Origin of the sequence: Martinezella calliandrae (assembly GCF_030272695.1) — a bacterium.
In the GTDB taxonomy this organism is placed as follows: domain Bacteria; phylum Pseudomonadota; class Alphaproteobacteria; order Rhizobiales; family Rhizobiaceae; genus Rhizobium; species Rhizobium calliandrae.
Genome location: NZ_JARFYN010000008.1, coordinates 66,249 through 87,990 on the forward strand (window position 1 = coordinate 66,249; position 21,742 = coordinate 87,990).

Genomic DNA, 21,742 nt, shown 5'->3' on the forward strand with positions numbered 1-21,742 from the left:
GGCTATGCACACAGTGTATTAACCATTAGCGTCGACCCGGGATTTTCCCGAGTCGGCGATTGTGCCGCAAGACCTGAAAGACGCATGAGTTTGAACGCAGCTGAACAGATAACCGATGCACCGAGGATCGATGACGAGCCTGATGGCAGCGGGCGTCGCTATCGGCTGGAAGGCAATTGGCGCAGTGCGAATGTGCATGGCGTGCTGCGGCAGCTCGACCAGCTGACGAAACAGCGCAGCAACGGTCAGGTGGTGATCGATCTTTCCGATCTCTCCGACGTCGATACTGCCGGCGCGCTGCTGATCCGTCGCCTGAAGGAGAGCCAGGAAGCGCACGGTGTCAGCGTCAGGATCGAAGGCTCAACCCCCCATATCGACGAGCTTCTTACCGCTTTTGCCGAACAACCGAACGGCGAGGCGGCGGAGCCCAGGCCAAAGAAATCCTTAGCCGAACGGATATTCGCCCCGATCGGCGAGAGCGTCTACGATATCTGGGGCAACTTCATCGCAGCGATGTATATTCTCGGTTCGGCGGTGCGGGGAGCGCAGCTCAAGTTCGGCCGCGGCAGCGGTGTTTCGCCCGCTTCGATCGTCAATCAGATCGACCACATGGCCGTGCGCGCCGTGCCGATCATCTTGCTGATGTCTTTTTTGATCGGCGCGATCATCGCACAGCAGGGTGCGTTCCAGCTCCGCTATTTCGGCGCCGAAATCTTCGTTGTCGATCTCGTCGGTATCCTGCAACTGCGCGAAATCGGCGTGCTGCTGACCGCCATCATGATCGCCGGCCGTTCGGGCAGCGCCATTACGGCAGAGATTGGTTCGATGAAGATGCGCGAAGAAGTCGACGCCCTGAAGGTCATGGGTCTGAACCCGGTCGGCGTTCTGATCTTCCCGCGACTGGTGGCATTGACGGTTGCATTGCCGCTGCTGACCATCCTTGCCAATTTTGCCTCGCTTGCCGGCGCGGCGGTGGTGGCTTGGGCCTATTCCGGCATCACCTTCGCGACCTTCGTTTCACGCCTGCACGAAGCGGTCAGTCTCTCCACCGTCATCTCGGGCATGATCAAGGCGCCGTTCATGGCGCTGGTCATCGGCATAGTTGCTGCAGTCGAAGGGCTGAAGGTCGGTGGCAGCGCCGAATCGCTCGGCCAGCATGTGACCCAATCCGTCGTGAAGTCGATTTTTGTCGTCATCCTGATGGACGGGCTGTTTGCCATGTTCTACGCAGCAATCGATTTCTGAGGGCCGGCAAGGATGAGCGCGCTTCACTCGGAAATCCCGTTGGATAAGGATGAGCAGGGCAGAGATATCGTGCTTTCCGCACGAGATGTCACTGTCGCTTTCGGATCGAAAGTGGTGCTCGACAAACTGAACCTTGATATTTATCGCGGCGAAATCCTGGGTTTCGTCGGCGCATCCGGCGCGGGCAAGTCGGTGCTGCTGCGCACGGTGCTACGGCTGTTGCCACGCCGTTCCGGCAAGATCGAGATCCTCGGCGAAGATTATGACAAGCTCTTAGAGCCGGAGCGTAACAAGCTCGATATGCGCCTCGGCGTGCTGTTCCAACAGGGAGCTCTGTTTTCCTCTCTGACGGTCAAGGAGAACATCCAGGTTCCAATGCGGGAATATCTCGATCTGCCGCAGGCTCTGATGGACGAGCTGGCGCATCTGAAGATTCGCATGGTCGGCCTTGCTGCCGATGCCGCCGATAAATATCCGTCCGAGCTTTCCGGCGGCATGATCAAACGCGCCGCCCTTGCGAGGGCGCTCGCCCTCGACCCCGATCTTGTTTTCTTGGATGAGCCCACATCCGGCCTTGACCCGATCGGCGCTGCAGAATTCGACGAGCTGATTGCCAAGCTGCGCGACACGCTCGGCCTGACCGTTTATATGGTGACCCACGACCTCGACAGCCTTTTTTCCGTCTGCGATCGTATTGCCGTTCTCGGACATAAACGGGTATTGGTGGAGGGTACGGTTGAGGACATGCTCGCCTGCGACGACCCTTGGGTGCAGTCCTATTTCCGGGGCAAACGTGCGCGATCAATCGTGCCGCGGCAGGACATCGGGAATCACAATGGCGCTGGCGCCGACAGCCGCAAGAAGTAACTGGAACAATGGAAACCAAAGCCAACTACACGATCGTCGGGTTCTTCACGCTGCTGGTCATCGCCGCCGCCTTCGGCTTTGTCTATTGGATGGCGGAATATGGCCGCGGTGGTCCGATGGCCGAGCTGGTGGTTCGCATTCCAGGCTCCGCAAACGGGCTGAGCGTCGGTTCGCCCGTTCGCTTCAATGGCATTCAGGTCGGCTCGGTGCTGGGGCTTTCGATCGACGCCGATGATCCGAACTATTCGCTGGCCTTCACCGAGGTTCGCGCCGATGCGCCGGTCTATACGTCCACGAGGGCCATCCTGGAAATTCAGGGCCTGACCGGTGCAGCCTATATTGAGCTTTCCGGCGGTCGCAACGGTGACGAGAACATTCTTAAGCGGTCGATCGAAACTGGTAAGCGAGCGGTGCTGCTCGCCGACCAGTCGAGTGTCACGAACCTGCTCAACACCGCCGACAAGATCCTTAACCGTGCCAACGACACGATCGGCGACATTCAAGGCTTCATCTCCGATTCACGCGGACCGCTGACCGATACGGTGCGCAATGCCCAGAAGTTCTCCAAGGCGCTCGCTGATAACTCCGGCAATATCGACAAGTTCCTCGCCAGCGTCGGACAGCTCTCCGATACCATCAAGAGCGTGTCGCCACGCGTCCAATCGACGCTGGATGCGATCGAGAAGCTGGTGCGCGCGGTTGATGCCAATAAGATCAACGATGTCGTCAATAATGCCGACAAGATCACCGCGAATGTGGCTGATGCATCGACCGATCTGAAGGCGACCATTGCAAGCTTCAAGGAGACAGCTGAGACCTACACGGCCTTCGGTCAAAAGGCGCAAAAGACGCTGGAGCGCGTCGACCAGATCGTGGCGCAGATCGATCCCAACAAGGTGAAGGGTTCCATAGACGATATCGCCGAAGTGACCAAGGATGCGAGGAAAGCCGTCATCTCGATCCGAGATGTTGCCAATACGGTTGCGGCTCGCCAGCAGGATATCGATCAGACGATCGCCAATGCCAAGGATATTTCCGCAAAGCTGAACTCTGCCTCCAGCAAGGTCGACGGCATTTTGACCAAGGTCGATGAGCTGCTCGGCTCGGGTGACACGAAGTCGCTGTTTGTCGAAGCCAGGGACACACTGCAGTCCTACAAAACGTTGGCGGACAATCTCAATGCACGGATCGGGCCGATTGCCGACAATCTGCAGAGATTTTCGAGCGGTGGCCTGCGCGATCTACAGACTCTCATCAATGACATGAGAGGTACGGTTGGCAATCTTAATAACACAATTACGAATTTCGACCGCAATCCGCAGCGCCTGATTTTCGGCGGCGATACCGTCAAGCAATATGACGGACGGGCGCGGCGTTGATGAAAAGCAATTTTTGGGCTGCAAGGGACAGGCAGAATATGGTCGGTTGCGTTTCTCGTGAGCGTTATCAGGTGTATCGAAAGGCAGCGATCATTCTGCCACTGCTTTCAGCCTTGCTTAGCGGCTGCGGTTCAGCCGCCGTCAACGACACCTATGATCTTTCCGCTTCGGTCAAGGCGACGGGTCCGTCGCTCAAGGGCCGGCAAATCCTGATCCCGCCGCCGACGGCACTGCAGGCGCTCGACAGCAACCAGATTGTCGTGCGGGTTTCACCCTCGGAGATTCAATATCTCGGCAGGTCGCAGTGGAGCGACAGGCTGAGCCGGATGGTGCAGTCGAAGCTGGTCGAGGCTTTCGAAAATACCGGCAAGCTCGGCGGTGTCGGTGTGCCGGGGCAGGGGCTTGCGATCGACTATCAGATCGTCACCGATATCCGCTCCTTCGAGATCGAATCGGTGGCAGGTCGCAGGTCCGCCGTCGTTGAAATTTCGGTGAAGATCCTCAATGACAAGTCAGGCACGGTTAAGGCGCAGAACGTCTTCCGAAGGGTTGTGCCAGTCAATGGCAGCAGCAACCCCGATTTGGTGAGGGGGCTCGATACCGCCTTTGCCGGCGTGACCGCGGAAATCGTCGATTGGACTCTGCGCTCGCTCTAGCTGTTCCTTATCGTTCCATCAGGGATTTCAATGTGCTGAGATCCTTAAGCACATGTGCCGCGTCTAGAGCGAATTCATCGTCTGTCATGCCGGGGAGCTTAAGCAGCGTGAACATCACCTCGCAGCCAGTGCCATTCGGCACGACCCGAAGGGCGTTATAGACCTTCAAGCCGGATCCGATCGTCACCGTGTGATCGATGACGCCGAATTCGTTGCGAGCGGTGAAACTGACGCGGACGGTGCCGAGAATGCCCGTGGCGATCCAATCCTCGCCATCCTGCTCCAATCCGGATGCGAGGCCGGAGGCCCAGAGCGGCATGTTTTCCGGTCGGCCGGCAAAGCCGTAGACTTCCTTCCAATTCCGATCGATGGAGATGTGTACGATCTTTGCGGTCATGGTCGACATGAATACCTCCTCCTGTATATTCGTATTTGATGAACTGCCGGGTGGGTCATCGTGAACCGAACGGAGAAGCTCAGCTCTTGAAAGATGCTGCGGTATTCTTGCACGGTCCTGCAATGGAGACGATTCGGGGCTGTCAAAGGCTTGCCGTTTCACGCCCGGAGTGCAACAACATCGGTCTAACACATAACCCGAAAATCGGAGTCGATTTTCGGGTTATGTGTCATTTCAAAGTGTTACTGCGTTTTTTGTTTGTCCCTCCCGGGGGACGCGCGGGCGCGGTAAGCGGTTCATTGGAGGATTGTCGTGGAAAAGGCAGAAATCGGACTGATCGGTCTCGCTGTCATGGGATCGAATCTGGCGCTCAACATTGCCGAGAAGGGCAATAAAATCGCGGTATTCAACCGCACGCCGCAGGTGACGGACGAATTCTACGCGAACGCAGGTGCGCTGAAGGACAAGATCATCCCCTGCAAAACGATCGAGGAATTCGTCGAAGCGATCCGTCCGCCGCGGCCAATCATCATCATGATCAAAGCCGGCGAGCCGGTCGACCAGCAGATGGCGGCGCTGCAGCCGCACCTCGACAAGGGCGACATCATGATCGACGCCGGCAATGCCAATTTCCGCGATACGATCGCGCGTTTCGACCGTCTGAAGGATACCGGCCTGACCTTCATCGGCATGGGCGTCTCGGGTGGTGAGGAAGGTGCGCGCCATGGCCCGTCGATCATGGTCGGCGGCACCGAAGAGTCCTACAAGCGCGTCGAGAAAGTGCTGACGTCGATTGCTGCCAAGTACAAGGACGATCCCTGCGTCGCCTGGCTCGGCAATGACGGCGCCGGTCATTTCGTCAAGACCATCCATAATGGCATCGAATATGCCGACATGCAGATGATCGCCGAGATCTACGGCATCCTGCGCGACGGCCTCGGCAAGAACGCGGCCGAGATCAGCAGCATCTTCGGCGAATGGAACAAGGGCAGGCTGAATTCCTACCTCATCGAGATCACCGAAAAGGTCCTGGCTGCCAGGGACCCGGCAACGGGTAGCGCCATGCCTGACGTCATCCTCGACAAGGCCGGCCAGAAGGGCACCGGCAAGTGGTCGGCGATCGAAGCGCAGAACATGGGCATTCCGGCAACCGCAATCGAAGCTGCCGTCGCAGCCCGCAGCCTGTCGGCCATCAAGGCCCAGCGCGAAGCCGCCGAAAAGATTTTTGGCGCACCGGACTACAAATTCCCGATCGCCTTCGGTCCCGAGCTCTTGAAGGATCTGGAGCTCGCACTGTTCGCAGCCAAGATTGGTGCCTATGCACAGGGCTTTGCCGTCATGGCCGAAGCCTCGAAGGAGTTCAATTGGTCGCTGCCGATGCCGGTCATCGCCAAGATCTGGCGCGCAGGCTGCATCATCCGCTCGCAGTTCCTCGATGAGATCACCAGCGCCTTCACCAAGACGCCGGATGCCGCCAACCTCGTCGTAACCCCGGCATTCGCCGAGATGGTCAAGGGTTCGATCCCGTCGCTGCGCCGCATCGTCTCGGCCGCCACGGCTTCCGGCCTGCCGGTTCCGGCCCTGGCTTCGGCGCTGACCTATTTCGACGCCTATCGCCAGGCTCGCGGCACTGCGAACCTGATCCAGGCTCAGCGCGATTTCTTTGGGGCTCACGGTTTCGATCGCGTCGATGGCAAGGATATCCACCACGGCCCCTGGGGCAGCGGCGCAAACGGCTGATCCTGCGCTTTCGGATTGAAGAGACAAAGGGCCTGCCGGATATCCGGTGGGCCCTTTTTTTAAAGCCTGTCGCGCAAAAGTCTAAAGCGGTTTTGCGATCACGACATGCGCAAAATCAAGAATCTAAAGCGTAGGGAGCAAATCCCAGAGATCGCGATGCGCTATAGGGTCAGCTCTTTGGCCAGACGGGCGGGCTGATGCTTTGCAGCAATTCGGGCTCGACGCCGTCGATGCGCGCAATGACCGCCTTGCCCAGTTCCCGACCGGCGTGGCGAAAGTCCTCGTAGACCGCGATGATTTCCGGGCGTATCCAGCTTAGTACATCGGTCGATTGTTTGGCGACCATATCGACATCGTGGCCGAGGCGAAAACCCGCCGCTTCGAGGCCGGCATTGACGGCGATGGCGCCGGCGCTGCTGGAGCAGACGAAGCCGTCTGGCACGTGCGTGGAACGCATCAACTCCTCGACGGTATCCTTGATTTCGGCAAGCGTCGTGTCGGTGCTGGCTCTCAAGGGAACCTCCTGAGCGTGGCATTCGCGCAGTCCCGTTTGAAAGCCGAACTGAGTGTGCAGGTAATAGGTGAGTTTGCCTGGCGGCTGCAAAAGCGCGATCCGCCGCCGTCCTTTGGCGACCAGGGCACGCACCGCTTCACGTGCGAAAGCTTGGTTGTCGAAGTCGTGAAAAGGATGGGAGATTCCCATATTCGTGCGCCCATGCGTGGCAAAAGGCATCCCACGCTCATGCATGAGCTCTACACGCGGATCGTCCGGTTCCGTGCGCGATATGATGACGCCATCGGCCGAGCCGGTGTCTAGAATATAGCGCACGGGGACCAATGGATCCTTGCTGTGCGAGTGCGGCGTAATGACGAGATGATATTGCGTACCGGCCAGAACCTCGGAAATGCCGAAGACCATCTGACTGGTGAAGCCCATGATTTCTTCGTCGATGCTGAGCACCAGAGCGATAACGTTGGTCTTTCCGGTTCTCAAACGCACGCCGGCGCGATTGGGCTGATAACCCAATTGACGGGCGACCATGCGGACCCGTTCCTTGGTCTCGGCACCGATATCCGGAGCGTCTTTCAAGGCTCGTGAGACGGTGGTTATTCCTAGGCCGGTCATGAAGGCGATCGTCTTGAGTGTCGGTCGCTCGTGTGCGGATTGAGTGGTACCGCCGCCGGAAATCTTTTTACTGTCCATATCCTGCCAAGCCGTCTTCCGGCCGCCTCCCGCGACCAATCCGCTTATATTGCCTGCAGCGGCGCCGCAAGCATATGCGCGATGTGGTCACTCCTCCCTCGTTTCGAAAATCTGTAACGATACAGTGAGAAAGTCGAGCTTTTTTTCTGATGTCAGGATGGCCTTCATATCCGGCGGTTGAATCCACAGGGTTTGCGCAAATCTTTTGCAGATGCGAAAGGCGACTAAAGCGCTCGTTATCTGATATCGATCTTATAGAATATTTATCAATATGTTATCGACTGCGGCGACTGCAACGCGATGTGAGCAATTGCCGGGCAAATCGCCGTATTGGAAATGAAAAATGTAATCAGGAGTCGTATATTTGAACTTTCAGAAAAATTTTACGAGTGACCGGTTGCGCCCCGAAAATGATTAGACTACGTTTTTCCGGCAACGTTTCAGTGAGGGAGGAAACTCATGAATATTCGTTTGATGGCTGCTGCATTGGCTGCTTCAGCCGTGTTGCCGCTTGGTGCGGCCAAGGCAACTGACCTCGAGGTAACCCATTGGTGGACGTCGGGTGGTGAGGCTGCCGCCGTGGCCGAATTGGCAAAGGCGTTCGATGCGACCGGCAATCATTGGGTCGATGGTGCGATTGCAGGCTCGGGCGGCACCGCGCGTCCGATCATGGTCAGCCGCATTACCGGCGGTGATCCGATGGGCGCCACCCAATTCAACCACGGACGCCAGGCCGAGGAGCTTGTGCAAGCCGGCCTCATGCGCGACCTGACCGATGTCGCGACGCAGGAGCATTGGAAGGACATTATTCGCCCGTCAAGCCTGCTCGATTCCTGCACGATTGACGGCAAGATCTACTGCGCCCCGGTCAATATTCACTCCTGGCAGTGGCTCTGGCTTTCGAATGCCGCCTTCAAGAAGGCCGGTGTTCCTGTTCCGAAGAACTGGGATGAGTTTGTCGCCGCTGCGCCCGCGCTGGAGAAGGCAGGCATCGTTCCGCTCGCCGTGGGTGGTCAGCCCTGGCAGGCTACCGGCGCCTTCGACGTGCTGATGGTCGCGATCGCCGGCAAGGACACCTATCAGAAAGTATTCGGCGACAGGGATGCCAAGCTAGCAGCCGGCCCGGAAATCGCCAAGGTCTTCAAGGCGGCCGACGACGCCCGCAGGATGTCGAAAGGCTCTAACGTTCAGGATTGGAACCAGGCGACGAACATGGTCATTACCGGCAAGGCCGGCGGCCAAATCATGGGCGATTGGGCGCAAGGCGAGTTTGCCCTCGCAGGTCAAAAGGCCGGTACGGACTACACTTGCCTTCCAGGTCTCGGTGTCAACGAAATCATCTCCACTGGCGGCGACGCGTTTTACTTCCCGCTTTTGAAGGACGAGGCCAAGTCGAAGGCTCAGGAAGCTCTCGCCAAGACGCTTCTCGATCCGAAGACGCAGGTTGCCTTCAATCTTAAGAAGGGCTCGCTGCCCGTGCGTGGCGACGTAGACCTCGCCTCCGCCAACGACTGCATGAAGAAGGGCCTCGAGATCCTGAAGAAGGGTAATGTGATCCAGGGTACGGACCAGCTTCTCTCTGCCGACACGCAGAAGCAGAAAGAGGACCTGTTCTCCGAGTTCTTCGCCAATCCTTCGATGACGCCGGAAGCTGCCCAGAAGCGCTTCGTCGAGATCATCGCCGCGGCTGACTGATCTCAATCTTCTCGCTGTAGTGATACCGGATCCCGTTGTGGATCCGGTATCACGGTCAGGACGTATCTTGTTGTCCGGCTAACTACAGCGCCTCTTATAGGCGGTCGACCCGTACGGATGTGACGGTCGACCGCGGATAAGGAGGGAGCGGCAGGAGCTGTGGTCGTTGACCCGCTTCTGATCACCGAAGCAGTCGCGCTTCAGAAGGAGGTACAATGACGGGTCACGCGCAAGCCGGCCGGCCAAATCAATTCCTGCGCAATCTGAATTCGAAGATTGCATCCATCCCGATGATCCTTACGGCTGTCGTCATCTTTTTGGGCGGCACGATCTGGACGGTCGTTTATTCCTTCACAAATTCGAAGCTGCTGCCACGCCTCAGCTTCGTCGGACTGGATCAATACTACCGCCTGTGGGCGGCACCGCGATGGATCATCTCCATTGAAAATCTCGCCGTTTATGGCGTCTTTTCCCTGATCTTCAGTTTGGTTATCGGCTTTGTGCTGGCCGCGCTGATGGACCAGAAGATCCGGTTCGAAAACACCTTCCGCACGATTTTCCTTTATCCTTTCGCGCTGTCTTTCATCGTCACCGGCCTCGTCTGGCAGTGGTTGCTCAACCCTGAATTCGGCATCCAGTCAGTCGTGCGCTCGCTCGGCTGGACGACTTTCGCGTTTGATCCGCTCTATACGCCGAGCATCGTCATCTACGGCGTTCTGATCGCCGCACTCTGGCAGGGAACAGGCCTTGTGATGTGCTTGATGCTCGCCGGCTTGCGCGGCATCGATGAAGATATCTGGAAAGCAGCGCGCGTGGATGGGATCCCCATGTGGAAGACCTATCTGTTCGTTGTCATTCCGATGATGCGCCCGGTCTTCATCACTACGCTGGTCATCATCGCCAGCGGTATCGTTAAGGTCTATGACCTCGTCGTCGCGCAAACGAGTGGCGGACCTGGCATCGCTTCGGAAGTCCCGGCGAAATACGTCTACGACTACATGTTCCAGGCGCAGAACCTCGGTCAGGGATTTGCAGCTTCGACCATGATGCTCGTGACCGTCGCTATCGTCGTCATCCCCTGGGCCTATCTGGAATTTGGCGGAGGCCGCAACCGTGTCTGATACCATTGCTCTTAAGAATGCCAACGGTAGCGGTGCCGCCGCGACCGACAAGACGCTCTCGGAGCCGCACGGCTCCAGACCGCGCCGAGTGATTTCCGGCCGCAACATCATGCTCTACGGCACGCTTTTCGTTGCCGCCACCTATTATCTGTTGCCGCTCTACGTGATGATCGTCACCTCGCTGAAGGGGATGCCGGAAATCCGCCTTGGCAACATCTTCGCGCCGCCGCTCGAGATCACATTCGAGCCATGGGTGAAAGCCTGGGCAACGGCTTGCACCGGTCTCAATTGTGATGGTCTTTCCCGCGGGTTCTGGAATTCCGTACGTATTACCGTGCCGTCCACGATCTTCTCGATCGCAGTCGCTTCGGTCAACGGCTATGCACTCGCTAACTGGCGGTTCAAGGGTGCGGATTTCTTCTTCGCGATCCTCATCATCGGCGCGTTCATCCCCTATCAGGTGATGATCTACCCGATCGTCATCGTGCTGCGCGAAATCGGCATCTACGGCACGCTCAGCGGACTTATCCTGGTGCATTGCATCTTCGGTATGCCGATCCTGACCTTGCTGTTCCGCAACTATTTCGCATCGCTGCCGGTGGAGCTTTTCAAGGCAGCGCGCATCGACGGCGCAGGTTTCTGGCAGATTTTCCTGCGCATCATGCTGCCCATGTCGCTGCCGATCTTCGTCGTCGCCATGATCCTGCAGATTACGGGTATCTGGAACGACTTCCTGTTCGGCGTCGTCTTCACCAGGCCGGAGTATTACCCGATGACTGTGCAGCTCAACAATATCGTCAATTCCGTCCAGGGCGTGAAGGAATACAACGTCAACATGGCTGCAACGATCCTTACCGGACTTGTGCCATTGGTCGTCTATTTCGTCTCCGGACGGCTTTTCGTTCGGGGCATCGCCGCCGGCGCAGTGAAGGGTTGATCCATGACCAGCAGCGTTTCCATCAAAGACCTGTCGCTCGATTTCGGCTCGGTCACCGTTCTGAAGAACCTCAACCTTGAAATCAACGACGGCGAATTCCTCGTGCTGCTCGGCTCGTCCGGCTGCGGCAAGTCGACATTGCTCAATTGCATCGCCGGCCTGCTCGACATCACCGAAGGAAAGATCTTCATCAAGGGCAAGAACGTCACCTGGGAAGAGCCCAAGGACCGCGGCATCGGCATGGTGTTCCAGTCCTATGCGCTCTATCCGCAGATGACGGTCGAAAAGAACTTGTCCTTCGGCCTACGTGTCGCCAAGGTGCCGCAGGCGGAGATCGACAAGCGTATTGCCCGGGCCGCCGAGATCCTGCAGATCCAGCCCTTGCTCAAGCGCAAACCCGCTGAACTTTCCGGCGGCCAGCGCCAGCGTGTGGCGATCGGCCGTGCCCTGGTGCGCGACGTCGACGTATTCTTGTTCGACGAGCCGCTGTCGAACCTCGACGCCAAGCTGCGCTCGGAACTGCGTGTCGAAATCAAGCGGCTGCATCAGTCTTTGAAGAACACCATGATCTACGTCACCCACGATCAGATCGAAGCGCTGACGCTCGCCGACCGCATCGCCATCATGAAAAACGGCATCATCCAGCAGCTCGATGATCCGACGACGATCTACAATGCGCCGCGCAATCTCTTCGTTGCCGGTTTCATCGGCTCGCCGTCGATGAATTTTCTCAATGGCGAACTCGTGAACCGCGACGGCAAAGTGGCGTTCGCCGCCAACGATGTGATTTTCGCGCTCGATGGCTATAATGCCGGCGCAAGGCTGGAAGCAGGTCGCAAGGTCATTCTCGGCGTCCGGCCCGAGCACATCAAGGTGAACGAGGATCTGGGTCCCGGCGCGGAAGTGCACAATGCGACGGTCGATATCGAGGAGCCGATGGGTGCCGACAACCTGCTTTGGCTCAAGCATGCTGGTCACACCATGTCGGTGCGCATCAATGGGGCGCGGCGTTTCAGCGCGGGTACGCCCGTAAAGCTCGGATTCGATATGTCGCTCGCTTCGGTCTTTGACGCGCAAACAGAACTCAGAATATGATCATATGAATGGAGGTGGTTTTGTCAGCTCCATTTCTGCAGCGGTGCGGGAGGTCCGATGTCGTCTTCATTCAATGGCAATTTTTCAGTCGATCTGGCTGGTCAATGGCGGCTTACCTCGCCGGACAGTGATCATTCTCTTTCAATGCCCGTACCGGGCGATGTTCACACCGCGCTTCATGCCGCAAACGTCATTCCCGATCCCTATTTCGGCCGAAACGAAGCGGTCGTGCAGTGGGTGGCGAAAAAGGATTGGCAAATTGAGCGCAGCTTCGATCTCGATGATGCAAGCGGCGACTGGTATCTCGATATCGACTACCTCGACACGATGGCGAGCGTCTATGTCAACGACACGCTCGTGCTCGAAGGCAACAACTGCTTTAAGCGCTATCGGCCGGATGTCTCCCAGGCTTTGAAGGCAGGGCAGAATACGATCCGCATCGTTCTTTATTCCAGTATCAAGGCGGGCGCCGAACTGCAGGCAAAGCAGCCCTTCTATATTCCCTACAGCACTGCCAATTCGCCGATCCCGAACGGCAATATGCTGCGCAAGCCGCAATGCCATTTTGGCTGGGACTGGAACATTGCCATCGCGCCACTCGGGCTCTACGGCACGATTGCGCTGAAGAAGCTCGAAACTGCTCGCATTGAGAATGTGGTGACACGGCAGGTTCACAATGCCGACGGCTCGGTCGATCTCCAGGTGACTGTCGCACTCTATGCCAAGGGCGTCGGCGTCGCTCAAGTCTATTTCCAGCTCGACGAGGAACGCCTGCGACTGGATGTCGGCGTCAACGCCGGCGAGATCTCCATAACGCATGTCTTTCATGTCGACAGGCCGAAGCTCTGGTGGCCGGCCGGCAGTGGCGAGCAGGCGCTTTACGCGCTCTCAGTCGAGACCAATTCCGAGACGGTGGCGCGCCAGATCGGCCTGCGCACCGTCGAGCTGATCACCGACGAGGACGAAGCGGGCAGCCGTTTCGCGCTCAAGGTCAATGGGCGCGAGATATTCGCCCGCGGCGCCAACTGGATTCCAGCGGATGCGTTGTTTTCACGCTCAAGACCTGCCTTGGCCGAGGACCTCCTGCAGTCGGCCGCTGCGGCCAATATGAACATCATCCGCATCTGGGGTGGTGGCTTCTACGAACACGATTGGTTCTACGACATCTGCGACCGCCTGGGCTTGATGATCTGGCAGGACTTCATGTTTGCCTGCAACCTCTATCCCTCGACCGGCGATTTTCTCGAGAATGTCGAGGCTGAGGCCGGCTATCAGGTTCGTCGATTGGCGACGCATCCCTCGATCGTGCTCTGGTGCGGCGACAACGAGCTGGTGGGGGCTCTCACCTGGTTCGAAGAATCCCGCAATGACCGCGATCGCTATCTCGTTTCCTACGATCGCCTGAACCGGACGATCGAGCAGGCAATGAAGAAGGCCGCACCGGATGCGATTTGGTGGCCGTCGAGCCCCGCGTCCGGCTATCTCAACTTCGGCGACGCCTGGCATGCCGATGGCTCCGGCGACATGCACTACTGGTCGGTTTGGCATGAGAACAAGTCCTTCGACAATTATCGTTGCGTGCGCCCGCGCTTCTGTTCGGAATTCGGCTTCCAGTCCTATACGTCGCTTCCCGTCATCAAGACCTATGCCGACGCCAAGGATATGAATATAGCCTCGCCCGTCATGGAATTGCATCAGAAGAATGCCGGCGGCAACGAGCGCATCGCCGGCACGATGTTCCGCTATTTCCGCTTCCCGAAGGATTTCCCGAATTTCGTCTATCTGAGCCAGGTGCAGCAAGGGCTCGCCATCAAGACGGCGGTCGAATATTGGCGGTCACTGAAGCCGCATTGCATGGGCACCATCTATTGGCAGCTCAACGACACCTGGCCGGTGGCATCCTGGTCGAGCCTTGATTACGGCGGGCGCTGGAAGGTGATGCACTATCTCGTGCGCCGCTTCTTCCAGCCGGTTTCGGTGGCAGCCATTCCGTCCGAGGACAACAAGACAATCCGCTTCTCGCTCGTCAACGACACCAGCGCGGACGTCACCGTCGACATCGCCGTATCGCTGCTCAAGCTCGATGGCGAACGCGTGCCGCTTGCGAGTGCCCACGCGGCGTGCACGTCCGATCAAGCCGTCACCGCGTTCTCGATCGACGCTCTTCAAGTGCCGGCCGATTGCCTGTTGGCGTGGCATTTCACCGCATCGAACGGAATGAGCGGGGAAGGGCACTATGTCCACGGCACATATAAGGCCTTGGAGCTTCAGCCTGCAGGCCTTACGGTGCAGCGCGAGGAGATCGAGGAGAATGGCACGGTGGAGTTTACCGTGACCGCGAGGGGATTGGCGCTATTCGTGATGATCGAAAGCGAGACGGAAGGGCGTTACTCCGACAACGCCTTCGACCTCGGCGCCGGCGAAAGCCGTCGCATCGTCTTCACGCCGGCCAAACCGTATGCCGGGAGCGTCCCGGACTTCCGTTTCTACGACCTGCAGTCTAGCCAATCGGTGGACTGAGGGTACCGAGCCGCCTTTCGGTGGCGATTGAGGGGCCAAAAGCCCATGACAGGAGGCCGCGAGGCCATTGGAGGAAATATCGATGACGAAACTGGGATTCCAGCTTTATAGCGCCCGCAATTTTCAGCCTTATTCGGATATCTTCGCAAAACTCGGCAAGGCCGGCTATTCGGAAGTCGAAGGTTTTGGCGGCATCTACGCCGATCTGGACGAAGCTGGGCTGAAGAACCTGCGCGCCGAGCTGGACAAGAACGGCCTGACGATGGCGAGCGGCCATTTCAGCCCTGACTTTCTCGATGGGCAGGTGGAGAAGTCTCTGGCAATCGCCAAGATCCTCGGCATGGACTCGATCTACGCACCGCACCTGGCCGCTGATCAGCGCCCGACGGATGCGGCCGGCTGGCGCGCCTTCGGCAAGCGCCTGCATGAAATGAGCAAGCCCTACAAGGACGCCGGCTTCGAATTCGGTTGGCATAATCACGACTTCGAATTCGTCAAGCAGGGCGATGGCTCGTTGCCGATCGAACAGATCTTCGAAGGCGCTCCGGAGATTTCCTGGGAAGCCGATATCGCCTGGGTCGTGCGCGGCGGCGCCGATCCCTTTGCCTGGATCGAGAAGCTCGGCCCGCGCATCTCGGCGGTTCACGTCAAGGATATCGCACCGGCAGGTGAGAACAAGAACGAGGACGGCTGGGCCGATCTCGGTCACGGTAGCGTTCCATGGCCGAAGCTCATGAAGACGCTCGCTGGTACCAAGGCGAAGCATTACGTGCTCGAGCATGATAATCCGAGCGACATCGATCGTCTGATCACCCGTTCCATCGCATCCTTCAAGACCTACTGAGGCATCCCACATGGCTAAGGAACTTGGCGTCGGCATCATCGGATGCGGCAATATCTCAACCACCTACTTCAAGCTTTCTCCGCTCTTCAACGGCCTGAAAGTGCTTTCCTGCGCTGATATCAACATGGACGCGGCGCGCCTGCGCGCCGAGGAGTATCAGGTCAAGGCCCAGACGATCGACGAACTGCTCGCCAATGACGAGCTCGATGTCATCGTCAACCTAACAATCCCGGACGCGCATTTCCCGGTGTCCAAGCGCATCCTGGAGGCCGGAAAGCACGTTTATTCCGAAAAGCCCTTGGTGTTGTCGCTGGAGCAGGGCGAAGAGCTGCGCCGCATTGCCAAGGAGAAGGGGCTTGCCGTCGGCTGCGCTCCCGATACCTTCCTCGGCGGCGCCCATCAGCTTGCCCGCAAGTTCGTCGACGATGGCGGCATCGGCCGCATCACCTCGGGCGCCTGCTACGTCATGAGCCCGGGCATGGAAATGTGGCATCCAAACCCGGACTTCTTCTTCCTGCCGGGCGGTGGTCCAATCCTCGATCTCGGCCCCTATTACATCGCCAACCTCATCAACCTGATCGGCCCGGTCAAGCGTGTCGGCGCCATGACCTCGATGGCGTCGCAAACCCGCACCATCACCAGCCAGCCGCGCAGCGGCGAGGTCATCCCCGTGAAAACACCGACGACGATCCAGGCGCTGTTGGAATTCGTCAGTGGCGCAACGGTGACTTTGACGGCGAGCTGGGATGTCTGGTCGCACCGCCACGCCAACATGGAGCTCTACGGCACCGAAGGTTCGCTCTACGTGCCGGATCCGAATTTCTTTGGCGGCACGGTCGAGGCAAGCGGCCGCAACAAGGACATCAAGGTGCTCGACGAATGGGCGCATCCTTTCGGCATCTCCAATCAGGACAGCCCGAACGGCCCGCGCGCCAATTATCGAACGGCCGGTCTTGCCGACATGGCGGCGTCGCTGATTGATGGCCGCGATGCTCGTTGCTCGCTTGACCGCACGCTGCATGGCGTCGACGTCATGACTTCGATCCTGAAGTCGGGCGCGGAAAACCGCTTTGTCGATCTGACCACGACCTGCACGCAGCCGGCTGCGCTCGGCATCGAAGAAGCCCAAGCGCTCTTGAAGTAAGCGTACAAAAAGCTAGTTTGCGCGCGGGCGGCTTGCCCGCGCGTTTTTTATCTCGGAGGAACTGGAACTATGGCTTGGCAACCGGCATCCGATCGCTATGCGAACATGAAGTACAACAGAACCGGGCGTTCCGGTCTGAAGCTGCCGGCGGTTTCGCTCGGGCTTTGGCACAATTTCGGTGGCGACACGCCGCATGATCGCAAGGTCGACATGTGCCGCACGGCTTTCGATCTCGGCATCACCCACTTCGACCTTGCCAACAATTACGGTCCTCCTCCCGGGAGCGCCGAGACCGCCTTCGGCGAAATTCTCCGCAACGATTTTGCCGGCCTGCGCGACGAGCTGATTATTTCCTCCAAGGCCGGCTATGACATGTGGCCGGGTCCCTATGGCGAATGGGGCAGCCGCAAATATCTGATAGCGTCCTGCGACCAGAGCCTGAAGCGCATGGGTCTCGATTACGTCGATATCTTCTATTCGCACCGCTTCGATCCGGATACGCCCCTGGAAGAGACCTGCGGTGCGCTCGACCATATCGTTCGCTCGGGCAGGGCGCTCTATGTCGGCATCTCTTCCTACAACTCGCAGCGCACGCGCGAAGCGGCAGCAATTCTGAAGGATCTCGGCACGCCATGCCTCATTCACCAGCCCAGCTATTCCATGCTCAACCGCTGGGTCGAGGATGACGGCCTGGTCGATACGCTGGAAGACCTTGGCATCGGCTCGATCGTGTTCTCGCCACTTGCCCAGGGAATGCTGACAACGAAATATCTGAGCGGCATTCCCGAGGACAGCCGAGCCGCCCAGAACCACTTCCTGAAGCGGGACTTCATCCGCCCGTCGATCATCGACAATATCCGCAAGCTGAACGAGATCGCGCAAAAGCGTGGTCAGACCCTGGCGCAGATGGCGATCGCCTGGGTGCTGCGCGGCGGCCGCATCACCTCGGCGCTGATCGGGGCCAGCCGTTCGTCGCAGATTGTCGATTGCGTCAAGGCGCTCGACAATCTCGAATTCACCGCGCAAGAGCTCAAGGAGATCGACGTCTACGCCCGCGAGGCCGATATCAATCTCTGGGCCAAGTCGGCCGAGCTCGAATAGTCATTCGACGACGCCCGGAGCCTGGTTCCGGGCGTTTTGCTTTGCCCTCGTGGTGACCGGCAGGCATTGCCGGCACCTTATCCATTGCCGTTTGAGCGGCGCATATTGGTGTTTTCTGGAGGAGATGGTTCCATGATCCGCAACCCGATTTTGCCGGGCTTCAACCCCGATCCGTCTATCTGCCGCGTCGGCGAGGATTATTACATCGCCACCTCGACCTTCGAATGGTATCCGGGCGTCCAGATCCATCACTCGCGCGATCTGGTGAACTGGACCCTGGTTCGCCGCCCACTGGAGCGCGCCTCCCAACTCGACATGCGCGGCGAGCCGGATAGTTGCGGCATCTGGGCGCCATGCCTGTCCTATGCCGATGGTCTATTTTGGTTGGTCTACACCGACGTCAAGCGTTACGACGGCAATTTCAAGGATGCGCACAATTACATCGTGACGTCGCCGACGATCGAAGGCGAATGGTCCGAGCGTTCCTACGTCAACTCCTCAGGCTTCGATCCCTCGCTCTTCCACGATGACGACGGCCGCAAATGGTTCGTCAACATGCAATGGAACCATCGCACCGAAAGCTACGGCGGCTCGCCAAAAACGCCGGCTTTTGACGGCATTTTGCTGCAGGAATGGGACCCGGTAACGAAATTGCTGAAGGGGCCGGTCAAGAACATTTTCCCAGGCACCGAGCTCGGCCTGGTCGAAGGCCCGCATCTCTTCAAGCGCAACGGCTACTATTATCTGACGACCGCCGAGGGCGGCACTGGATACGACCACGCCGTGACAATGGCGCGCTCGCGCAATATCGATGGACCTTACGAGTTGCATCCGAACAAGCATCTCATCACCTCGAAGGACCATCCGGAAGCGGTGTTGCAGCGGGCGGGGCATGGCCAATATGTGGAAACGGCCGACGGGCAGTTTTATCATACGCATCTTTCCGGTCGGCCGCTGCCGCCACATCGCCGTTGTACCCTTGGCCGCGAGACCAGCCTGCAGAAATGCGTCTGGAAGGAAGACGGCTGGCTCTATCTCGAAAACGGCACGGTGGTTCCCGATGTCGAAGTACAGGGCCTCAACCAAGCTCAGCCGGTCGAGAAGCCGCGCCGCAGCGGCTATAATTTCGACGGCGGCAAGTTGCCCATGGATTTTCAGTGGTTGCGCACGCCGCAGCCGGAACGCATCTTCAGCCTGACGGAGCGGCCCGGCCATCTGCGTCTGTTTGCGCGGGAAAGCATCGGCTCTTGGTTCGAGCACTCGCTTGTCGCCCGCAGGCAGGAGCATCACAGCTTCCGGGCCGAGACGGTCGTGGAATTTCAGCCCGATACCTATCAGCAGGTCGCTGGTTTGACGCACTATTACAATCGCTTCAAGCTGCATGCGATAGCGCTCACCTTGCATGAGAAGCTCGGACGCTGCGTCACGATCATGACCTGCGCGGGCGACTATCCGAATGGTCGGCTGAGTTTTCCGATCGAAGGCGGCGTCTCCGTTCCGGACGGACGCATCCAGCTTGCCATGGAGGTCCGTGATAATGACGTGCAATTCTTCTGGCAGGCTGAGGGCATGGGAGCGTGGCAGGCAATCGGCCCGGTCCTCGACGCCGGTGTCATTTCCGACGAAGGCGGCCGTGGCGAACACGGCTCCTTTACCGGCGCCTTTGCCGGCATGTTCGCTTTCGATACGTCGGGTCGTGCAAAGACTGCCGATTTCGACTGGTTCAATTACGACCAGCTGTGAGTGGTCCAATGACTGATCGTCGTCCGCCCGCCTTCGCTTGATAGGCGGGTGGGACCTTTTCAGCCGGCCGGTTGCTGCCAACATCGCACACGCATTTTATTAGACAATCCCTGCAAGCACCTAATTTCCATTATAAAACTGTAATATGATTTTCAGATTCGGTTTATCCTTTGCGCGATAAATTGCTGGCATGAACAAAAAATTGAGGAAACACTCGAATGAAGAGACTCTTTTCCATCCTTCTTGCCGGTTCCGTATTAGCAACGCCGCTCGCCATGGCAGCCAAAGCCAATGCCGCGCCGGTCCCTCACAACGAGGCTATCGTCGAGAAGAAAAAGGTCGTCGTTCACAAGGGGCACTGGGTCAAGGGCCGCCATCTGTCGGCCGCCGATCGCCATCGCGCCAAACCCGTCGACTATCGCCATTATCATCTGAAGGCCCCGCCACACGGCTATCACTGGGTTCGTATCGGCAATAATTTCCTGCTTGTCGGCATTACCAGCGGCCTGATCTCCAAAGTTGAGACTGCTCACTGAGTTTGATCTCAAATCCGAAATGAGAATGAGCGGTCCGATAGGCCGCTTTTTTATGCGAAAAATTTTCGCTGTTTCGGTCAGAATCGAAAATCCCCGGTACGATGACCAGGGATTTTTGCGCAATTATGTAGGACCCACCACCAAGCAGAAATTCGCTGCGACCATCCGTCGACACGGGGAGGGGCAAAAATCTGCTTGCGGGAAGGGAACCTACTCGATACAAGTTAGTTGTACTTCGAGCGCTTGGGCTGAAATGTCGCAGCGCAGCTAGTGACTGGTCGGCTGACGTGATTAACACGGATAGCACTAGCCCGCTGGAGAAATCCAGTCACACGGTTACGCCGGTGGACCGAAAGGTTTGGTTGGTCGAGTAATACAATAGAGCGGCTTCGGCCGCTCTATTGCTTTCCAAACACAGCTTCTTCCACGATCCGGCCAAACGGTGCCAGCCGTCGGAACCGGACCTGCACGTCCTTGACATAGGCGCTTTCGATGTAAAGGTCCATTGCGAGCGGATCGGTGTTGGGATTCTCTCCCAAGAACTGGACTCTAAAGAACACATAATACCGCTTTCCGCGGGGGATGGCTGGTTTCATCTGTAGGCACTTACGAGGCCCTGTTAACCAGGATGCATGCCAGCGATCGACGCTCTCCTTCTGCAGCGCGACCTGCTTTGCGCAGTGCGCAGTCGAAACCGGAGCCTCTGCATCCCTCAGGATGCGCAGGAGGGCTCCGCGCTTGTCGAGATCCTTGAGCAATGGTGTCACTGCGCTTGCAGGCACCTTCGGAGGCTTTCTCGGACGGATGCGAGCAGCGCCGTCGGGACGATAGCGCACGTCGTAAACTTTCAGCACGGTGTCGAACGCGGCTCGCTGCTGCTCCAGGACCGCGATCTCGCCGTGAAGGGCATCGATCTTGGCCTCCAGCTCTTCCCGCTTCTTTTTCAGCTCCTCTACCACCTGCATCCGTAACCCCCTCTAAAAGCTACGCTTTCGGACTATCTGGTCACGGAATGAGAGTCTGGTGGTGGGTCCTACATAATTGCGGATTTTTGCGCTATTACGTAGAGCAACCACCAAAGGTTGGGCGGTTGCTGCTTGTGATGTCACGACATCATTTTTACGGCCTTAGGCAGCGATTGCCACCAACGCATAATTGCGCGCCACCTTTCGGCTATGCGTATTGCTTGACATAGATTTCGGGATCGAAGTCGACCCGCTTTGCCTTACCGTCAGGCGTCTTCAAGACAAGCTCGATACCACCTCCAACGGAGTGCGTGTGGCGCACGACTTACGATAGGAGGAAATCATCAGCGCTCTCGATCTTCGAGACGGTATTCTGCGTCATAGCGGCACGCGTGGCGACGTCCTGCTGTGTTGCATTCATCGCCTTACGCACTTCAGCCAGAGCCTTGCCCACGCGACGCGCTTGGCGCTTTTCGTCAAGGCGCGGACGAACGTCTTCCGGGAGTTCGGCGCGTAGCGCCTTCCAGTCATTGCTCTTCAAGGTGGTCCAACT

At 58.2% G+C, this 21,742-nt stretch carries 19 protein-coding genes; 15 read left to right on the top strand and 4 right to left on the bottom strand.

Translation table 11 applies throughout. The features are described 5' to 3' along the window. The first annotated feature begins 84 nt into the window (after positions 1 to 84). Genes PY650_RS08195 through PY650_RS08210 form a run of 4 tightly spaced genes read left to right on the top strand, consistent with a single transcriptional unit; the run spans position 85 to position 4,147 of the window. Positions 85 to 1,245 carry an ABC transporter permease gene (locus PY650_RS08195; protein ID WP_285878610.1) on the top strand — a complete coding sequence of 387 codons (1,161 nt, stop codon included), beginning with the start codon at positions 85 to 87 and terminating at the stop codon, positions 1,243 to 1,245. A 12-nt stretch (positions 1,246 to 1,257) separates the two neighbouring features. Next, a complete protein-coding gene (locus PY650_RS08200; protein WP_285878611.1) occupies positions 1,258 to 2,112 on the top strand; it encodes an ABC transporter ATP-binding protein in 855 nt (284 codons plus the stop codon). Positions 2,113 to 2,120: 8 nt separating this feature from the next. After that, complete coding sequence (locus PY650_RS08205; protein WP_285878612.1) at positions 2,121 to 3,491, top strand: MlaD family protein; 1,371 nt, start codon at positions 2,121 to 2,123, stop codon at positions 3,489 to 3,491. Between the two features lie 38 nt (positions 3,492 to 3,529). Continuing rightward, positions 3,530 to 4,147 carry an ABC-type transport auxiliary lipoprotein family protein gene (locus PY650_RS08210; RefSeq protein WP_285878732.1) on the top strand — a complete coding sequence of 206 codons (618 nt, stop codon included), beginning with the start codon at positions 3,530 to 3,532 and terminating at the stop codon, positions 4,145 to 4,147. Between the two features lie 7 nt (positions 4,148 to 4,154). On the opposite strand, the gene PY650_RS08215 is transcribed toward PY650_RS08210, so the two are convergent. Then, a complete protein-coding gene (locus tag PY650_RS08215; protein ID WP_285878613.1) occupies positions 4,155 to 4,553 on the bottom strand; it encodes an SRPBCC family protein in 399 nt (132 codons plus the stop codon). A gap of 303 nt (positions 4,554 to 4,856) precedes the next feature. On the opposite strand from PY650_RS08215, the gene gnd reads away from it, so the two are divergent. Further along, positions 4,857 to 6,284 (top strand): NADP-dependent phosphogluconate dehydrogenase, encoded by a 1,428-nt coding sequence (gene gnd, locus PY650_RS08220; RefSeq protein ID WP_285878614.1) that lies wholly within the window; start codon positions 4,857 to 4,859, stop codon positions 6,282 to 6,284. A gap of 169 nt (positions 6,285 to 6,453) precedes the next feature. Here the strand turns inward: gnd and PY650_RS08225 are convergent, their stop codons facing one another. Next, a complete protein-coding gene (locus PY650_RS08225) occupies positions 6,454 to 7,488 on the bottom strand; it encodes a LacI family transcriptional regulator (RefSeq protein WP_285878615.1) in 1,035 nt (344 codons plus the stop codon). Between the two features lie 459 nt (positions 7,489 to 7,947). On the opposite strand from PY650_RS08225, the gene PY650_RS08230 reads away from it, so the two are divergent. The 10 genes from PY650_RS08230 to PY650_RS08275 all read left to right on the top strand — a co-directional run bounded on the left by PY650_RS08230 (position 7,948) and on the right by PY650_RS08275 (position 20,224). Next, positions 7,948 to 9,183 (top strand): ABC transporter substrate-binding protein, encoded by a 1,236-nt coding sequence (locus PY650_RS08230; protein ID WP_285878616.1) that lies wholly within the window; start codon positions 7,948 to 7,950, stop codon positions 9,181 to 9,183. 215 nt (positions 9,184 to 9,398) lie between these two features. Further along, positions 9,399 to 10,304 (top strand): carbohydrate ABC transporter permease, encoded by a 906-nt coding sequence (locus PY650_RS08235; RefSeq protein WP_285878617.1) that lies wholly within the window; start codon positions 9,399 to 9,401, stop codon positions 10,302 to 10,304. Positions 10,305 to 10,308: 4 nt separating this feature from the next. Continuing rightward, a complete protein-coding gene (locus PY650_RS08240) occupies positions 10,309 to 11,241 on the top strand; it encodes a carbohydrate ABC transporter permease (RefSeq protein WP_432761507.1) in 933 nt (310 codons plus the stop codon). Between the two features lie 3 nt (positions 11,242 to 11,244). Beyond that, positions 11,245 to 12,336, top strand: a complete 1,092-nt coding sequence (locus PY650_RS08245) for an ABC transporter ATP-binding protein (RefSeq protein ID WP_285878619.1) — start codon at positions 11,245 to 11,247, stop codon at positions 12,334 to 12,336. A gap of 57 nt (positions 12,337 to 12,393) precedes the next feature. Continuing rightward, entirely contained in the window at positions 12,394 to 14,856 is a 2,463-nt protein-coding gene (locus PY650_RS08250; protein ID WP_285878620.1) for a beta-mannosidase, read from the top strand. Positions 14,857 to 14,938: 82 nt separating this feature from the next. After that, a complete protein-coding gene (locus PY650_RS08255; RefSeq protein ID WP_285878621.1) occupies positions 14,939 to 15,700 on the top strand; it encodes a sugar phosphate isomerase/epimerase family protein in 762 nt (253 codons plus the stop codon). Positions 15,701 to 15,710: 10 nt separating this feature from the next. Next, the gene (locus PY650_RS08260; RefSeq protein ID WP_285878622.1) at positions 15,711 to 16,844 is read left to right on the top strand and encodes a Gfo/Idh/MocA family protein; all 1,134 of its coding nucleotides are present in this window, start codon (positions 15,711 to 15,713) and stop codon (positions 16,842 to 16,844) included. A gap of 69 nt (positions 16,845 to 16,913) precedes the next feature. After that, positions 16,914 to 17,945 (top strand): L-glyceraldehyde 3-phosphate reductase, encoded by a 1,032-nt coding sequence (mgrA, locus tag PY650_RS08265; protein ID WP_285878623.1) that lies wholly within the window; start codon positions 16,914 to 16,916, stop codon positions 17,943 to 17,945. A 132-nt stretch (positions 17,946 to 18,077) separates the two neighbouring features. Continuing rightward, positions 18,078 to 19,688: a glycoside hydrolase family 43 protein gene (locus PY650_RS08270; protein WP_285878625.1), complete on the top strand. Its 1,611-nt coding sequence runs from the start codon at positions 18,078 to 18,080 to the stop codon at positions 19,686 to 19,688. Between the two features lie 218 nt (positions 19,689 to 19,906). After that, complete coding sequence (locus tag PY650_RS08275) at positions 19,907 to 20,224, top strand: RcnB family protein (RefSeq protein WP_285878627.1); 318 nt, start codon at positions 19,907 to 19,909, stop codon at positions 20,222 to 20,224. A gap of 398 nt (positions 20,225 to 20,622) precedes the next feature. Here the strand turns inward: PY650_RS08275 and PY650_RS08280 are convergent, their stop codons facing one another. Beyond that, positions 20,623 to 21,189, bottom strand: a complete 567-nt coding sequence (locus PY650_RS08280) for a hypothetical protein (protein WP_285878628.1) — start codon at positions 21,187 to 21,189, stop codon at positions 20,623 to 20,625. 325 nt (positions 21,190 to 21,514) lie between these two features. Then, complete coding sequence (locus PY650_RS08285; protein WP_285878629.1) at positions 21,515 to 21,730, bottom strand: helix-turn-helix domain-containing protein; 216 nt, start codon at positions 21,728 to 21,730, stop codon at positions 21,515 to 21,517. Between the last annotated feature and the right edge of the window lie 12 nt (positions 21,731 to 21,742).

What these genes read in the sequence shown, in the direction of transcription:
- PY650_RS08200 (WP_285878611.1), top strand. Translation starts at nt 1,258, where the DNA reads ATGAGCGCGCTTCACTCGGAAATCCCGTTGGATAAGGATGAGCAGGGC.
- PY650_RS08215 (WP_285878613.1), bottom strand. Translation starts at nt 4,553, where the DNA reads ATGTCGACCATGACCGCAAAGATCGTACACATCTCCATCGATCGGAAT.
- PY650_RS08225 (WP_285878615.1), bottom strand. Translation starts at nt 7,488, where the DNA reads ATGGACAGTAAAAAGATTTCCGGCGGCGGTACCACTCAATCCGCACAC.
- PY650_RS08270 (WP_285878625.1), top strand. Translation starts at nt 18,078, where the DNA reads ATGATCCGCAACCCGATTTTGCCGGGCTTCAACCCCGATCCGTCTATC.
- PY650_RS08280 (WP_285878628.1), bottom strand. Translation starts at nt 21,189, where the DNA reads ATGCAGGTGGTAGAGGAGCTGAAAAAGAAGCGGGAAGAGCTGGAGGCC.
- PY650_RS08255 (WP_285878621.1), top strand. Translation starts at nt 14,939, where the DNA reads ATGACGAAACTGGGATTCCAGCTTTATAGCGCCCGCAATTTTCAGCCT.
- mgrA (WP_285878623.1), top strand. Translation starts at nt 16,914, where the DNA reads ATGGCTTGGCAACCGGCATCCGATCGCTATGCGAACATGAAGTACAAC.
- PY650_RS08245 (WP_285878619.1), top strand. Translation starts at nt 11,245, where the DNA reads ATGACCAGCAGCGTTTCCATCAAAGACCTGTCGCTCGATTTCGGCTCG.
- PY650_RS08210 (WP_285878732.1), top strand. Translation starts at nt 3,530, where the DNA reads ATGGTCGGTTGCGTTTCTCGTGAGCGTTATCAGGTGTATCGAAAGGCA.
- PY650_RS08275 (WP_285878627.1), top strand. Translation starts at nt 19,907, where the DNA reads ATGAAGAGACTCTTTTCCATCCTTCTTGCCGGTTCCGTATTAGCAACG.
- PY650_RS08235 (WP_285878617.1), top strand. Translation starts at nt 9,399, where the DNA reads ATGACGGGTCACGCGCAAGCCGGCCGGCCAAATCAATTCCTGCGCAAT.
- PY650_RS08250 (WP_285878620.1), top strand. Translation starts at nt 12,394, where the DNA reads ATGTCGTCTTCATTCAATGGCAATTTTTCAGTCGATCTGGCTGGTCAA.
- PY650_RS08205 (WP_285878612.1), top strand. Translation starts at nt 2,121, where the DNA reads ATGGAAACCAAAGCCAACTACACGATCGTCGGGTTCTTCACGCTGCTG.
- PY650_RS08230 (WP_285878616.1), top strand. Translation starts at nt 7,948, where the DNA reads ATGAATATTCGTTTGATGGCTGCTGCATTGGCTGCTTCAGCCGTGTTG.
- PY650_RS08195 (WP_285878610.1), top strand. Translation starts at nt 85, where the DNA reads ATGAGTTTGAACGCAGCTGAACAGATAACCGATGCACCGAGGATCGAT.
- PY650_RS08260 (WP_285878622.1), top strand. Translation starts at nt 15,711, where the DNA reads ATGGCTAAGGAACTTGGCGTCGGCATCATCGGATGCGGCAATATCTCA.